This is a genomic window from Streptomyces sp. NPDC093065 (assembly GCF_044754585.1).
GTDB lineage: Bacteria > Actinomycetota > Actinomycetes > Streptomycetales > Streptomycetaceae > Streptomyces.
Map to the genome: position 1 here is coordinate 104562 of NZ_JBIVPJ010000018.1, position 12547 is coordinate 117108.

14 protein-coding genes are annotated in these 12547 nt (G+C 72.7%); 8 read left to right on the plus strand and 6 right to left on the minus strand.

The window, feature by feature from the left end; translation table 11 throughout:
- Nucleotides 1-151: 151 nt before the first annotated feature.
- The 3 genes from ACIQFU_RS27590 to ACIQFU_RS27600 all read right to left on the minus strand — a co-directional run bounded on the left by ACIQFU_RS27590 (nucleotide 152) and on the right by ACIQFU_RS27600 (nucleotide 4090).
- Nucleotides 152-1171 (minus strand): Gfo/Idh/MocA family protein, encoded by a 1020-nt coding sequence (locus ACIQFU_RS27590; protein ID WP_402554921.1) that lies wholly within the window; start codon nucleotides 1169-1171, stop codon nucleotides 152-154.
- Between the two features lie 131 nt (nucleotides 1172-1302).
- Complete coding sequence (locus tag ACIQFU_RS27595; protein WP_402554922.1) at nucleotides 1303-2397, minus strand: chemotaxis protein; 1095 nt, start codon at nucleotides 2395-2397, stop codon at nucleotides 1303-1305.
- A gap of 52 nt (nucleotides 2398-2449) precedes the next feature.
- Nucleotides 2450-4090, minus strand: a complete 1641-nt coding sequence (locus tag ACIQFU_RS27600; RefSeq protein ID WP_402554924.1) for an alpha/beta hydrolase — start codon at nucleotides 4088-4090, stop codon at nucleotides 2450-2452.
- Nucleotides 4091-4323: 233 nt separating this feature from the next.
- Between ACIQFU_RS27600 and ACIQFU_RS27605 the strand changes: the two genes are divergently transcribed.
- Entirely contained in the window at nucleotides 4324-5049 is a 726-nt protein-coding gene (locus ACIQFU_RS27605; protein ID WP_402554925.1) for a chaplin, read from the plus strand.
- Between the two features lie 43 nt (nucleotides 5050-5092).
- Here ACIQFU_RS27605 and ACIQFU_RS27610 read toward each other — a convergent pair whose 3' ends face one another.
- Nucleotides 5093-5578 carry a nucleoside deaminase gene (locus ACIQFU_RS27610; RefSeq protein WP_402554927.1) on the minus strand — a complete coding sequence of 162 codons (486 nt, stop codon included), beginning with the start codon at nucleotides 5576-5578 and terminating at the stop codon, nucleotides 5093-5095.
- A gap of 151 nt (nucleotides 5579-5729) precedes the next feature.
- Between ACIQFU_RS27610 and ACIQFU_RS27615 the strand changes: the two genes are divergently transcribed.
- Nucleotides 5730-6689 carry an SDR family oxidoreductase gene (locus tag ACIQFU_RS27615; protein ID WP_402554929.1) on the plus strand — a complete coding sequence of 320 codons (960 nt, stop codon included), beginning with the start codon at nucleotides 5730-5732 and terminating at the stop codon, nucleotides 6687-6689.
- A 15-nt stretch (nucleotides 6690-6704) separates the two neighbouring features.
- On the opposite strand, the gene ACIQFU_RS27620 is transcribed toward ACIQFU_RS27615, so the two are convergent.
- Nucleotides 6705-6974, minus strand: a complete 270-nt coding sequence (locus ACIQFU_RS27620; RefSeq protein ID WP_402554930.1) for a GlsB/YeaQ/YmgE family stress response membrane protein — start codon at nucleotides 6972-6974, stop codon at nucleotides 6705-6707.
- A 153-nt stretch (nucleotides 6975-7127) separates the two neighbouring features.
- Nucleotides 7128-7571: an SPW repeat protein gene (locus tag ACIQFU_RS27625; RefSeq protein WP_402554932.1), complete on the minus strand. Its 444-nt coding sequence runs from the start codon at nucleotides 7569-7571 to the stop codon at nucleotides 7128-7130.
- A gap of 226 nt (nucleotides 7572-7797) precedes the next feature.
- Here ACIQFU_RS27625 and ACIQFU_RS27630 point away from each other — a divergent pair, with 226 nt between their 5' ends.
- From ACIQFU_RS27630 to ACIQFU_RS27655, 6 genes are all read left to right on the plus strand, one after another.
- Nucleotides 7798-7881, plus strand: a complete 84-nt coding sequence (locus tag ACIQFU_RS27630; protein WP_350891961.1) for a putative leader peptide — start codon at nucleotides 7798-7800, stop codon at nucleotides 7879-7881.
- A 199-nt stretch (nucleotides 7882-8080) separates the two neighbouring features.
- Entirely contained in the window at nucleotides 8081-8671 is a 591-nt protein-coding gene (gene ssuE, locus ACIQFU_RS27635; RefSeq protein WP_402554934.1) for an NADPH-dependent FMN reductase, read from the plus strand.
- A gap of 116 nt (nucleotides 8672-8787) precedes the next feature.
- Nucleotides 8788-9936, plus strand: a complete 1149-nt coding sequence (locus ACIQFU_RS27640) for an LLM class flavin-dependent oxidoreductase (protein ID WP_402554935.1) — start codon at nucleotides 8788-8790, stop codon at nucleotides 9934-9936.
- Between the two features lie 234 nt (nucleotides 9937-10170).
- Nucleotides 10171-11061, plus strand: coding sequence for a glycoside hydrolase family 19 protein (locus ACIQFU_RS27645; RefSeq protein ID WP_402554937.1), 891 nt, complete (start codon nucleotides 10171-10173; stop codon nucleotides 11059-11061).
- Nucleotides 11062-11089: 28 nt separating this feature from the next.
- Nucleotides 11090-11989 (plus strand): aldo/keto reductase, encoded by a 900-nt coding sequence (locus ACIQFU_RS27650; RefSeq protein WP_402554939.1) that lies wholly within the window; start codon nucleotides 11090-11092, stop codon nucleotides 11987-11989.
- Nucleotides 11990-12087: 98 nt separating this feature from the next.
- Nucleotides 12088-12483 carry a VOC family protein gene (locus tag ACIQFU_RS27655; protein WP_402554941.1) on the plus strand — a complete coding sequence of 132 codons (396 nt, stop codon included), beginning with the start codon at nucleotides 12088-12090 and terminating at the stop codon, nucleotides 12481-12483.
- The last annotated feature ends 64 nt before the right edge of the window (nucleotides 12484-12547 follow it).

Genomic DNA, 12547 nt, shown 5'->3' on the forward strand with positions numbered 1-12547 from the left:
GTGCTTCCGGCATATGCCACAGTCTTCCCGGAGTGACTCGGGTACGCGTTCGGTACCCCCTGGGGTGGGGGCAAGTCGTAGGCTCGCTACGGGACTTGAGGCGCATTCGGGTCCGGGGCGTCATCGCCCTTTCGTTCGACGGACGCTTGTTCTATGCCGGGTCGTGGAGGTCCGGCCGGGGCGCCAGTTCGACGGGCGTGCGTGCGCCCGTCTCCAGCGCCCGCACTCCGGCCTCGGCGACCGCGGCGGCGGCGTATCCGTCCCAGGCACCGGGCCCGGTCACCCGGCCCCGCCGGGTGGCGTCCACCCAGCTCTGCACCTCGCGGTCGTAGGCGTCCGCGAACCGTACGAGGTAGTCCTGCGGCACCTCCTCCCGCGCGCCGCCCGCAGCCGTCACCACCATGGTGTGCTCCTGGCCGATCCGCGCACTGCCCGCCTCGCAGACGGCCTCGCAGCGCACCTCGTAGCCGAAGCCGCAGTTGACGAAGATCTCCACGTCCACCACGGCTCCGCCCTCGGTCTCGAAGAGCACGAACTGCGGATCGAGCAGGCCGCCGGGCGCACCGGCCGACGGCCGCGGACGCAGCACGGTCACCGCGCTCAGCTCCTGGCCGAGCAGCCAGCGGGCCGCGTCGATCTCGTGCGAGACGGAACTGCTGATCAGCATCGCCGAGGTGAAGTGCGGCGGGGAGGAGACGTTGCGGTGCACGCAGTGCAGCATCAACGGCCGGCCGAGACGCCCGCCGTCCAGGAGGGACTTCAGCTGCCGGTACTCGGCGTCGTAGCGCCGCATGAAACCGATCTGCGCCAGCCGCCTGCCGAGGCGTGCCTCGGCCTCGACCACGCGCAGCGCGCCCGCGGCGTCCGGCGCCATGGGCTTCTCGCACAGGACGGGCAGCCCCCGGGCGAACGCGGCCAGCAGCGCCTCCTCGTGCGCCTCGCCGGGCGAGGCGACCAGGACCGCCTCGACGCCCGGCGCGTCCAGCGCCGCCTCGGCCTCCGTGTGCACGCTCACCCCGCCGATGCCGCCCACGGCCTCCTTCGCCCGCTCGGCGTCGGGGTCCGCCACCGCGGCGACCCGGGCGCCGCTCACCACCCGGTCGAGGCGTCGTACGTGGTCGGCACCCATGTGGCCCGCGCCCAGGACCGCCACACCCAGAAGTTCACTCACGCCGCGCCCGCTCCTTCACCGTCCGCCGCACACCCGCGCGCAGCGGGTGCGTGTACGGCGGACAGGTTTTCACGCCCGTCAAGGGCCACGGGGGAGCGGAGCGGCCCCGGGCCGGAGGCGGCCGGGGCTTGTCAGTACCGCAGGACCGCCGCGATGCCGTCCGCGTCCCGGAGCGTGCCGTCCGGTACGAAGCGCACGTCGGCGCCCGTCTCTAGGCACTGCTCGACGATCTCGTCCACGATGTCCTCCCGGGCGTCGAGGTCGCCGTCCTCCGCCGGGAGCAGGTGCTCGCCGTCGTCGCGCATCGTCACCTTGAAGTTCTCCTCGACGGCCAGCAGCCGGACGCGGCCCGTGTGGGCGCTCTCCCACAGCTCGTCGACCCCGGCCGCGAAGTCCTTGCGGCCGCGGGCCGCGTCCAGCTCCCTGGCCAGTGCCTCGACCGATCCGCGCGCCTCGTCCTCGAGCACCGGCCACACCGCCTGCCACACCGCCTCGGCGGAACCGTGCGCGAGCCCGCCGTGCGGGACGAGCACCGCGTCCGCCGCCAGCGCGCCCGCCTCGTCGAACAGGGACAGCGCGGGCTCGGGACCGGTGATGTACAGCGGCCGGGGACGGGCGCGCAGCACCTTGCCCATCGCGGCGTCGGCGTCGCGCAGGAACTTGCGCGTGCCCTCGTCCCGGAACGTGCTCGGCGCGTCGCCGATCCGCTCCTGGCGCTCGGGGTCGAAGTCCTCCGCGGGCCGGTCGAGCGGGAAACCGCCGAGGTGTTCCTCCACGACCCGGCCGGCGCCGCCGTTCCACAGCTTGACGCGGTCGGCGGCGACCGACAGGACCCAGAACGGCCGTTCGGCGGCCTGTGCGGCGACAAGGTTGCGGGTCAGGAAGGTGTCCGAGAGGACCACGCGCTCGGGCACGGAACGGCTGAGGGTCCAGACCTGGTGCTCGCCGGGAGCGGCGAAGATCGCCAGACCGTCCTCGGCGTGGGTCAGGTCGACCTCGGCCATGGCCCGGTCGAGCTCACGGGACACCTCCGCGCGCCGGTCGCGGCTGACCGACGGGTCCTCCTCCAGCTGCTTCTTGGCCGCGGCGACCGCGTTGCGCAGCCGGACCCGGTCCTGGGCGTTGTCCGGTTCACGTCGGTGCGTCGGCGTCAGTACGGACACGGCCGGGTACGGGCGGGGGCGCCGCAGCTCGGCGAGGGTGGCGGGACTCAGATCGTGCTCCATGACAGCACGATAGGGCCGACGGGCATATAGGGCATTCGGAACGGAGCGCCGCTCAGCCGGAACCGTCACCGGCGGACTCCGAGCCGCAGGAGCTGCCGTCGGGCGGCAGGGAACCGTACAGCAGGAAGTCGTCGACCTTGCGGTGCACGCACTCGGAGGACGCGTAGCCGGTGTGCCCCTCGCCGCGGTTGTCCAGGACCACGGCGGAGGGGCCGAGCCGGTCGGCCGTCTCCGTCGTCCAGCGGTACGGCGTGGCCGGGTCGCCGCGGGTGCCGACCAGGAGCACCTTCGCGGTGTCGAGGTTCTTCACGTCGTCCCGGATGTAGTCGGTGCCCCTGGGCCGCCCGTAGCACATGAGCACCTGGGTGAGCCGGTACCGGCCGAAGACCGGCGAGGCCTCCTCGTACCGCGCCCGCAGCGGCCCGAGGGACGCGGTGACCTGGGCGGCGGTGGGACGGTCGGGATCGTCCGCGCAGTTGATGGCCATGAGGGCGGCCGGAAGGTTGTCCATGGGGACGTCCTCCTCGTCCGTGAGCCCGGCGCCGTCCTTGTCCGCACGGGCCGGTGCGCGCGCCGGTGCCCGGACCGGGAAGGTGACCCCGCCGGACGAGAAGCCCTCCAGGCCGCGGGTGTCGCCGTCCTCCAGCAGCTGCGCGAGCGCCCGCTCCAGCGAGGGCCACAGATCCCGGCTGTACAGCGCCTGGCCGATCGCGCCGACCATGTCCTGACCGGTGAAGGGCTCGCCGAAGGCCGACGGCACGGGGTCGGAGTCCAGGGAGCCCACGAGCCGTACGACCTGGTCCCGGGCGCTCCTCGCGTCCTGGCCGAACGGGCAGGCGACGTCCTCGACGCACCAGTCGAGGAAGTTCTCCAGCGCCGTCTGCTGTCCCCGCGCGCCGGCCAGCCCCTGCTCGGTCAGCGGTTCCGTCAGCGTGTCCACACCGTCGAGCACCATCCGGCCGACCTTGTCCGGGAACTGGGCCGCGTACACCGCGCCCAGCCGGGTTCCGTAGGAGAAACCCAGGTAGTTGAGCCGGTCGTCACCGAGCGCGCGGCGCATCACGTCCAGGTCGCGCGCGGCGTCGACCGTGCCTATGTGGGGCAGCACGGGGCCGGAGTACTTGGCGCACTCGGCGGCCCCGTCCCGCAGCCGCTTCAGCACGTCCTCCGCGTCACCCGTCCCCTCGTCCCCGTCCGTCGCCTCCATGATCTTCAAGGTGGCCGGTCCGCAGGAGACCGGGGAGGAGCGGCCGACGCCGCGCGGATCGAAGGTCACGACGTCGTAGCCGTTGGTGAGGTGCATGAACTCCTTGCCGCCGACGGCGAGTTCATTGACACCGGAACCGCCGGGGCCGCCGAAGTTCAGCAGGACGGAGCCCCGCGAGGCGCCGGTCGCCCGGTACCGGGCGAGGGCCACGTCGAGGGTCCTGCCCCTGGGCCGCGCGTAGTCGACGGGGACGGTGACCTTGCCGCACTGCAGGTCCTTCGGCATCTCCGTGCCCTCGCACGCCGACCACTTGACCTTCTGGTCGTAGAACCGGGACAGGCCGGACCCGGCGTCCCGCGGGGTCACGGGGGCCGCGGTGGCCGTGGCGTTCGCGGCGGGCAGTCCCGCACCCAGCAGGGCCAGGCCGAGCGCTCCGGTGACCGCGCAGCGCCGGACCGAGGGCCGAGTCTCCAGCTTGGCCTGCATCGATGCCTCCCGGGCGCCCCGTCGCGGACCGGTGGTCGGCGCCCTCGCTCACCATAAGCGGGCATCGCACCCCGCGCCTCCGGGCGACCGCGCACCGGGCGGGGCACCGCTTGTTCGATGAACCGCCCACTCGATGGGGTGAAAGACCGATAAGCCATAACTCGGATGGTGCGCCCGCGTTTTAACCGGTGCGGGCGAGCGCCCGCGACCATGTCTGGAAGGCAGGGAACCTCATGAGAAGGGTTACCCGAAACGGTGTGCTCGCCGTCGCCGCGTCGGGCGCGCTGGCCGTGACGATGCCGGCGTGCGCGGCGTTCGCGTCCGACGGTGCGGGCGCCGACGGATCCTCGGCCGGTTCACCCGGACTGATCTCCGGCAACACGGTCCAGCTCCCGGTGGACGTGCCGGTCAACGTGTGCGGCAACACCGTGAACGTGGCGGGGCTCCTCAACCCGGCCGCGGGCAACAGCTGCGCCAACACCGGGGAGACGGCGGCCTCGCACCACGGGGCACAAGCCCCGGGGGGCACGTCCGACAGCGGGTCCGGGGGCACGTCCACAGGTACGTCGGGCGGCGCGGTCGCCGAGGGAGGCGGAGCGGATTCGCCGGGCGTGCTCTCCGGCAACGGGGTGCAGCTGCCGGTGCACCTCCCGGTGAACGTCAGCGGCAACAGTGTCGACGTGGTCGGCGTCGGCAACCCGGCCGTCGGCAACGAGTCGGTCAACGACTCCGGCGACACCCCGGAACCCGTACTGCCCCCGGCGGAGCCCGAGCCGTCCGCCCCGGAGGAGGAGCGCGCCGGGCCCGGACCGTCCCAGCACGCCGCGCCGCCGCGGGAACAGGTCGCCCTCGCCCACACCGGGGCGGACGGCACCCTGCCCGCCCTCGCCGGCAGCGCCGCACTCGTGCTGGGTGGCGCCGCCCTCTACCGCCGCTTCCGGCCGGGCACCCGGGGCTGAGCGCGCCGACCGGGGCGCCGTCCCCGCCGAAGGCGTCCCGGCCTCAGGCGTGTCCCGTGTGGAAGCGCCGGTGCAGGGCGTGGATCTCCTCGGTGAGCTCCGGCACCGGCCCCTCCACGATCACGCCGGGCGCCACCTCCCGCACGGGAAGCGGCCGCACCGGCGGCACGGGAACGCCCAACTCCGTCAGCCACGCCACCAGTTGTTCCGACGAGGCGACGTACACGATGCGCCCGAGGCCCACCCACGCGTGTGCGGCGGCGCACATCGGGCAGTGCTCGCCGGACGTGTACACCGTGGCCGCGGCGCGCTCCTCGGGGGTCAGCCGGGCGGCGGACCAGCGCGCGAGCTCGAACTCCGGGTGGCGGGTCCGGTCGCCGGAGGCCACCCGGTTGCGGTCCTCGGTCAGCACCGTGCCGTCCCCGCCCACCAGCACCGAACCGAACGGCTCGTCGCCGGCCCCCATTGCCTCGGCCGCCAGCTCCACGCAACGGCGCAGGTGGGGCAGTTCGGCGTCCTTCACGACCATGGCGTACGGCCCTCCTCGTGACGTGATCCTCACGTGATCTCTCCGCCCAGCCTATGTCTCCTCGCCGGAGCATCTTGCTATCGGCATTCGCGCGAGTTAGAGTCTCTAACGAAAGGGAGTAGCACTAGCCAGTCGAGGCAAGAGGAGCACCATGTCCACCGCAACCCCGCAGCCGCACGCCCCGCACACCGTCCTGGGAGCCGGCCCCGCCGGCACCGCGCTCGCCCGTGAGCTGGTGCGCCGGGGGCACCCCGTCCGGCTGGTGGACCGCAGGGGAGCGGGCCCCGAGATCGAGGGCGTCGAGCGCGTCGCCGCCGACGTGAGCACGGCCGACGGCGCCCGTGCCGCCGTAAGGGACGCCGCCGTCGTGTACCACTGCGTCAACGTCGCCTATCACCTCCAGGTCGAGGTGATGCCCCGGGTTCAGGAGGCCGTCCTGGCCGCCGTGGAGGCGAGCGGCGCCCGGCTGGTCGTACTCGACACGCTCTACCCGTACGGCGAGACCGGGGGAGCGGTGATGACCGAGGACAGTCCCTGGAAGGCGACCAGCCGTAAGGGCCGGATGCGCGCCGAACTGGACGAGCGGTACCTCGCCGCCCACCGGTCGGGCCGGGCCCGCGTGGTCCTCGGTCGCAGTGCCGACTTCGTCGGGCCCGGCGTTCTCAACTCGTCCCTGGGGGCGGCGGTCTTCCCCGGCGCGCTCACCGGCGGGGACGTCGTGGCCATGGGCGACATCGAACTTCCGCACAGCTACACCGGCATGGCGGACGTGGCGGCCGGCCTCGCCACGCTCGGTGAGCGTCCCGACGGCGACGGCCGCGTCTGGCACCTGCCGACCGCGCCCGCCGTCAGCACACGCGAGATCCACGCGATGGTCGAGAAGCGGGTGGGCCGCCCGCTGAGTGTCGTGGTGCTCGACCGGCCCCGCGCCTTCGGCCCGTTCGACGAGCAGATGATGGCCGAGTACGAGGAGATGTTCTACCAGCACACGGAGCCGCAGATCATGGACTCCGGTGCCTTCGAGCGGTTCTTCGGGGCCGCCCCGACGCCGCTCGCCGACACCGTGGACGCGACCGTCACCTGGTACGAGGCGTGGCTCCGCAACCGGTGACGGTCGAGTCCGTCCTCAACGGCCCGGGCGTGCCCTGGACCGGTCCAGGGCGGCCACGCCGACCGCGGCCAGACCGATCTGGATGAGCCACTCGATCCAGTCGACGCCGTTGGTGTCGGCCACGTCGAACGCCGACGCGATCCACGATCCGACGAGCGCGGCCACGATGCCGACAAGGATCGTCCACAGAACGCCGATGCGCTGCCGGCCCGGAACGACCAGCCGGCCCAGCACACCGATGACGACACCGATGACGATGGCGCTGATAATGCCGTCGATCTCCATCTCCACCCCTTCGTGTCAGGAACCCCGCAGTGGTGCGTCTGCCCACTGCGGGCGGGTGCAGTCCGCCGGTGTCACCCGCCGTCGACCGCGGGCACGGGCGACGGGCCGGTCCGCGAGTGCGGGACCGGCCCGTGCCGTTTCCTTCCGGTGCGTCTAGTGCCTGCGTGGAGCGCTCCGCGCCGCCGTACCGGCGCAGACCGTGCCCAGGACCACGGCCAGGGCGCCGATGACGATGTTGTTCCAGATGACGCCGGCGTCGGGACTGGAGCCGACGATCCACGGCGAGATGATCATCCAGACGCCGATCGCGCACATGGCCCAGCTGAGGCCGTACATGCGCTCGGGGGCGCGGGTGAATCCGAGGGCCAGCAGACCGATGGCGATGCCCATGATCAGGTTGTGGGCCACGAGTGAGGGCTGGCTGGTGGTGAAGTGGAGTATCCACGGGGACACGGCACAGTAGAGGCCGAGCAGGAACACCGGCCCGTCCACGAGTGCCACGTCGCGACCACCGAGCATGCGCGCGTAGCGCGCCTGCATTTCCGGGGCGTCCGGGTGACTGGTGATGTCACCTCGGGTATGCGAGACGTTGGCCATGAGTCGTCTCCTTTGACTTGCAGGGCCATCCGCTTCTGGTGCGGTGTGCGGTAGCGCCGCATACCTACATTCTGCTCTTATTGCGCCCTTATGTGTAGAGGTGGGCGGCCCGCGATCCGAGCCGTCCGGTCCGCTTTGTCACGCCCGTGTGAATTCCGGGACCGGCATCCGAGACCGGTCCGGTTCTCCTTGACCGTCCTCGACCGCGGCTGCCACGATCGGCGGCATGACAACGCGACCGGACCTCACGCGGCGACGCCACGTCGACCTCGCGCGCGTCTCCAGCGCCTCCTGTCGCACCGCGGCCTGATCCCGCCGATCCGCCGCCTCGCCTCCACCTCGCCGCACCGCTCCGGCACCCGTCCGCCGGCGGCTGCCCCCACCGTCTGAACCCGGCCGCACCCGCAAACCGGTCGGGCCCGGTGCTTCCCATGTCCCGGCCGACGTGCTCCCGCGGGGGAGAGCCCGCCGGGCGTTCCGCCGCGCCCGCCTTCCCGAAAAGAGGACCCATGGCCACCGTCCTGTCCGTCTCCGGCAGTCCGTCCGCCTCCTCCCGCACCAACCGGCTGCTGCGCCACCTCGACGAGCGGCTGACCGCACAGGGCCACGAGGTGATACAGCTCGACGTCCGCAGCGTCCCCGCCCAGGCCCTGCTCGGCGCCGACTTCGGGCATCCCGCGATCAGCGAGGCCGCCGGGCTGTTCGCCCGAGCCGACGGCGTCGTCGTCGGCACCCCCGTCTACAAGGCGTCGTACTCCGGTGTCCTGAAGGCCCTGCTCGACCTGCTCCCGCAGTACGCCCTCACCGGCAAGACGGTGCTGCCGCTGGCCACGGGAGGTTCCACCGCCCACGTCCTGGCGATCGACTACGCGCTCCGCCCCGTGCTGAGCTCCATGGGCGCGGCGCACGTCGTGCAGGGCTGGTTCACCCTGGACCGGGACATCACGGCCCACGAAGACGGCACGATCACCGTCGCCCCGAGCGCCGCGGAGGCTCTGGACCACGTGGTCGACCAGTTCTCGGCGGCCCTGGCCGCCCGCCCGGCCGTCGGCCCGGTCGCCGCCGCGCCGACGCCCCCGGCGCTGGCCGCGGCGGGCTGAACCGCGCGCACCGCATCCCCCCCCGGGGGGCGTGGCGTCCGCCGTCCGCCCGATCTGCCCCGTCCGCCCGCCCCGCACCGGGCCGGCAGCGCGTCCACCTCACGAACGGAGCCTCCGTGTCCGCCCTCACCTTCCACTGGTTCCTGCCCACCAGCGGTGACAGCCGCGATGTCGTAGGCGGTGGCCACGGCGCCCCGGCCACCGACTCCGGGCGCAACCGGCCGCCGACAGTGGCCTATCTGACCCAGATAGCCCGCGCCGCCGAGGACCTCGGCTTCGTCGGCGCGCTCACCCCCACCGGCGCCTGGTGCGAGGACGCGTGGCTGACCACCGCCATGGTCTCCCAGGCGACCGAGCGGCTGAAGTTCCTGGTCGCGTTCCGTCCCGGATTCGTCTCGCCCACGCTCGCCGCACAGATGGCGTCCACCTTCCAGCGGCAGACCGGCGGACGGCTCCTGCTCAACGTCGTCACCGGCGGCGAGAGCCGCGAGCAGCGGGCCTACGGGGACTTTCTGGACAAGGACGCCCGTTACCGCCGTACCGGTGAATTCCTGCACGTAGTCAGGGAGTTGTGGGCGGGCGGGACCGTGAACCTGCGCGGCGAGCACCTGAGCGTGCAGGACGCCAAGCTGGTGCGTGTGCCCGACCCCGTGCCCGAGGTGTACTTCGGCGGCTCCTCACCCGCCGCCCTCGAGGTCGCCGCGCGGCACGTCGACGTGTACCTCACCTGGGGCGAGCCGCCCGAGCAGGTGGCCGGCAAGATCGCCCGGATGCGGGAGTCGGCCGCGAAGAAGGGCCGCGCCCTGCGTTTCGGCATCCGGCTGCACGTCATCACCCGGGACAGCGCGGAGCAGGCCTGGACCGAGGCGCACCGGCTGCTCGACGGCTTCGATCCGGAGACCGTTCGCGCCGTGCAGGCCGGCCTCGCCCGCAGCGAGTCCGAGGGGCAGCGGCGCATGCTCGCCCTGCACGGTGGATCCCGCGACGCCCTGGAGATCCACCCCAACCTGTGGGCCGGCATCGGCCTGGTGCGTGGCGGCGCGGGCACCGCCCTGGTCGGCAGCCACGACGAGGTCGCGGACCGGATCGCCGAGTACCACGCCCTCGGCATCGACGAGTTCGTCCTCTCCGGATACCCGCACCTGGAGGAGGCCTACTGGTTCGGCGAGGGCGTGCTGCCACGACTCGCCGCCCGGGGGCTGTGGCGCCATCCAGCCCGTGTGTCCGCCGGGCGCGGCGCGGTGCCCCTGCCGGTCGCGGTCTGACAGCCGCCCGTCCGGTCGTCGGACCGGTCGAGGATCAACTCGGGTGCGAGGCAGTTGAGTTGAACTGGTCTACACCCTTGACTGGTACAGACCAACGCGGTTGAGTGTGCCTCCACACCCCCCTCCACGGCCGCCCCCACGCCGTGGCCGGTTCCACCGGCACGCGCGCACAGGGCTCCGCTCCGCTGTGTCCCCGTACGGGAGCGGCCGTGCTCCGCAGAAGGAGACAAGCCTGTGTCGAGGCGCCGTATATCCGCCGTGGTGACCGCACTCGCCCTCGCGGGCGCCGTGCCGTTGCTCATGCCCGCCGACGAAGCGTCGGCCGCCGCGTGTTCGAGCTACCCGGCCTGGTCGGCCGGCGCGAACTACAACGCGGGCGACATCGTCCGCTACACCGACGGCAAGGCCTACATCGCCGAGCACGCCAACCCGGGTTACGACCCGCTCATCAGCACCTGGTACTGGGACCCGTACGCCTGTGACGGCGGCTCGCAGACGCCGGTCGGCGACTTCGTCGTCAGCGAGGCCCAGTTCAACCAGATGTTCCCGGGCAGAAACAGCTTCTACACCTACAGCGGCCTCACCGCCGCGCTCAGCGCCTACCCCGGCTTCGCCAACACCGGCAGCGACACCACCAAGAAGCAGGAGGCCGCCGCCTTCCTCGCCAACGTCAGCCACGAGACCGGCGGCCTGGTGTACGTCGTCGAGCAGAACACCGCCAACTACCCCCACTACTGCGACTGGAACCAGCCCTACGGCTGCCCGGCCGGCCAGGCCGCCTACTACGGGCGCGGGCCGATCCAGCTCAGCTGGAACTTCAACTACAAGGCCGCGGGCGACGCGCTCGGCATCGACCTGCTGGGCAACCCCTGGCTGGTGCAGAACGACGCGGCCGTGGCCTGGAAGACCGGCCTGTGGTACTGGAACACCCAGTCCGGGCCCGGCAGCATGACGGCACACAACGCGATGGTCAACGGCGCCGGCTTCGGCCAGACCATCCGCTCCATCAACGGGTCCCTGGAGTGCGACGGCAGGAACCCCGCCCAGGTCCAGAGCCGCGTCACGAAGTACCAGCAGTTCGCCCAGATCCTCGGCGTCTCCCCGGGCGGGAATCTCTACTGCTGACGCCGCCCGGGTGTGCGAAACTCCGCCGATGACCTCGGAAACGATCACCGCGGAGTCCGCGGGCACCTGGCACCTCGGCGACCTGCCCGTCCGCCGCGTCGGCTTCGGCGCGATGCGGCTGACGGGCAGCGCCGCCTTCCATCTCGGCACCCCGAGCGACCGCGAACGCTCCCTGGCCGTACTGCGCCGGGCCGTCGAACTCGGCGTCAACCACATCGACACCGCCGCCTTCTACTTCTCCTCCCTGCGCTCCGCCAACGAACTGATCAACAGCGCGCTCGCCCCCTACGCCGACGACCTGGTCGTCGCCACCAAGGTCGGCCCGTACCGCGACTGGTCGGGGGAGTGGGGCACCTCCGCCCGCCCCGAGGACCTGCGTGCCCACGTGGAGGAGAACCTGCGCCAGCTCGGCCGCGACCACCTCGACGTCGTCTACCTGCGCCGCATGCGGCAGGAGTCGATCACCGACCACTTCGGCGCCCTGGCCGAGCTGCGCGAGGCCGGCCTGATCCGCCACCTCGGCCTCTCCGACGTGGAGCCGCGACACCTCGCCGAGGCGCAGGCCGTCGCACCCGTGGTCGCGGTGCAGAACCGGTACGGACTGAGCTTCCACGACCCCGCCACCGACGCGCTCCTGGCCCAGTGCCGAGCCCGGGGCGTCGCCTTCGTGCCGTTCTACGCCATCGCCGGCGAGGCCGGACCGCGCGGTGCCGGCACCGCCCACGAGGACGACGTGCGCGCGGTGGCCCGGGCGCACGGGGCGAGCCCCGCGCAGGTCCGGATCGCCTGGACCCTGCACCAGGGCCCGCACGTCCTGGCCATCCCCGGCACCGGCGACCCCGGGCACCTCGCCGAGAACGTCGCCGCGGGCGCCCTGCGCCTCACCGACGAGGAACTGGCACGGCTCGACGGTGCCCGCACGGGCTGACCCGCGACGCACGGCGCCGTCCCCTGGAGCGGGGACTTGGCGTCCGGTGCGTTTTACGTATAACCTCTCCCGTCAATCGCCCGTCCCGGAAGGTGCCGATGACACGCATCGCCCTGGTCGCCCTCGTCGTCGACGACTACGACGAGGCGATCCGCTTCTACACCGAGGCCCTCGGCTTCCGCCTCGCCGAGGACACGCCCCGGCCCGACGGCTCCCGCTGGGTCGTCGTGGAGCCCGGCGGTCCGGAGCGGGGCACCGCCCTGCTGCTGGCCCGCGCCAAGGGCGACGCCCAGCGCGCCAGGGTCGGCGACCAGACCGGCGGGCGGGTCGGCTTCTTCCTCCACACCGACGACTTCGCCCGCGACCACGCCCGCATGGCGGCGGCCGGCGTGACCTTCCTGGAGGAGCCCCGCCACGAGCCCTACGGCTCGGTCGCCGTCTTCCAGGACCTGTACGGCAACCGCTGGGACCTGCTCCAGCCCGCCACCCCCTGACCGTCCCCCGCTCCACGCGCCACACCCGCACGTCGCATCCGTCCCCGCATCCGCGCCCAGAACC

What these genes read in the sequence shown, in the direction of transcription:
- ACIQFU_RS27650 (WP_402554939.1), top strand. Translation starts at nt 11,090, where the DNA reads ATGACCTCGGAAACGATCACCGCGGAGTCCGCGGGCACCTGGCACCTC.
- ACIQFU_RS27625 (WP_402554932.1), bottom strand. Translation starts at nt 7,571, where the DNA reads ATGGCCAACGTCTCGCATACCCGAGGTGACATCACCAGTCACCCGGAC.
- ACIQFU_RS27605 (WP_402554925.1), top strand. Translation starts at nt 4,324, where the DNA reads ATGAGAAGGGTTACCCGAAACGGTGTGCTCGCCGTCGCCGCGTCGGGC.
- ACIQFU_RS27630 (WP_350891961.1), top strand. Translation starts at nt 7,798, where the DNA reads ATGACAACGCGACCGGACCTCACGCGGCGACGCCACGTCGACCTCGCG.
- ACIQFU_RS27655 (WP_402554941.1), top strand. Translation starts at nt 12,088, where the DNA reads ATGACACGCATCGCCCTGGTCGCCCTCGTCGTCGACGACTACGACGAG.
- ACIQFU_RS27620 (WP_402554930.1), bottom strand. Translation starts at nt 6,974, where the DNA reads ATGGAGATCGACGGCATTATCAGCGCCATCGTCATCGGTGTCGTCATC.
- ACIQFU_RS27615 (WP_402554929.1), top strand. Translation starts at nt 5,730, where the DNA reads ATGTCCACCGCAACCCCGCAGCCGCACGCCCCGCACACCGTCCTGGGA.
- ACIQFU_RS27610 (WP_402554927.1), bottom strand. Translation starts at nt 5,578, where the DNA reads ATGGTCGTGAAGGACGCCGAACTGCCCCACCTGCGCCGTTGCGTGGAG.
- ACIQFU_RS27600 (WP_402554924.1), bottom strand. Translation starts at nt 4,090, where the DNA reads ATGCAGGCCAAGCTGGAGACTCGGCCCTCGGTCCGGCGCTGCGCGGTC.
- ACIQFU_RS27595 (WP_402554922.1), bottom strand. Translation starts at nt 2,397, where the DNA reads ATGGAGCACGATCTGAGTCCCGCCACCCTCGCCGAGCTGCGGCGCCCC.
- ssuE (WP_402554934.1), top strand. Translation starts at nt 8,081, where the DNA reads ATGGCCACCGTCCTGTCCGTCTCCGGCAGTCCGTCCGCCTCCTCCCGC.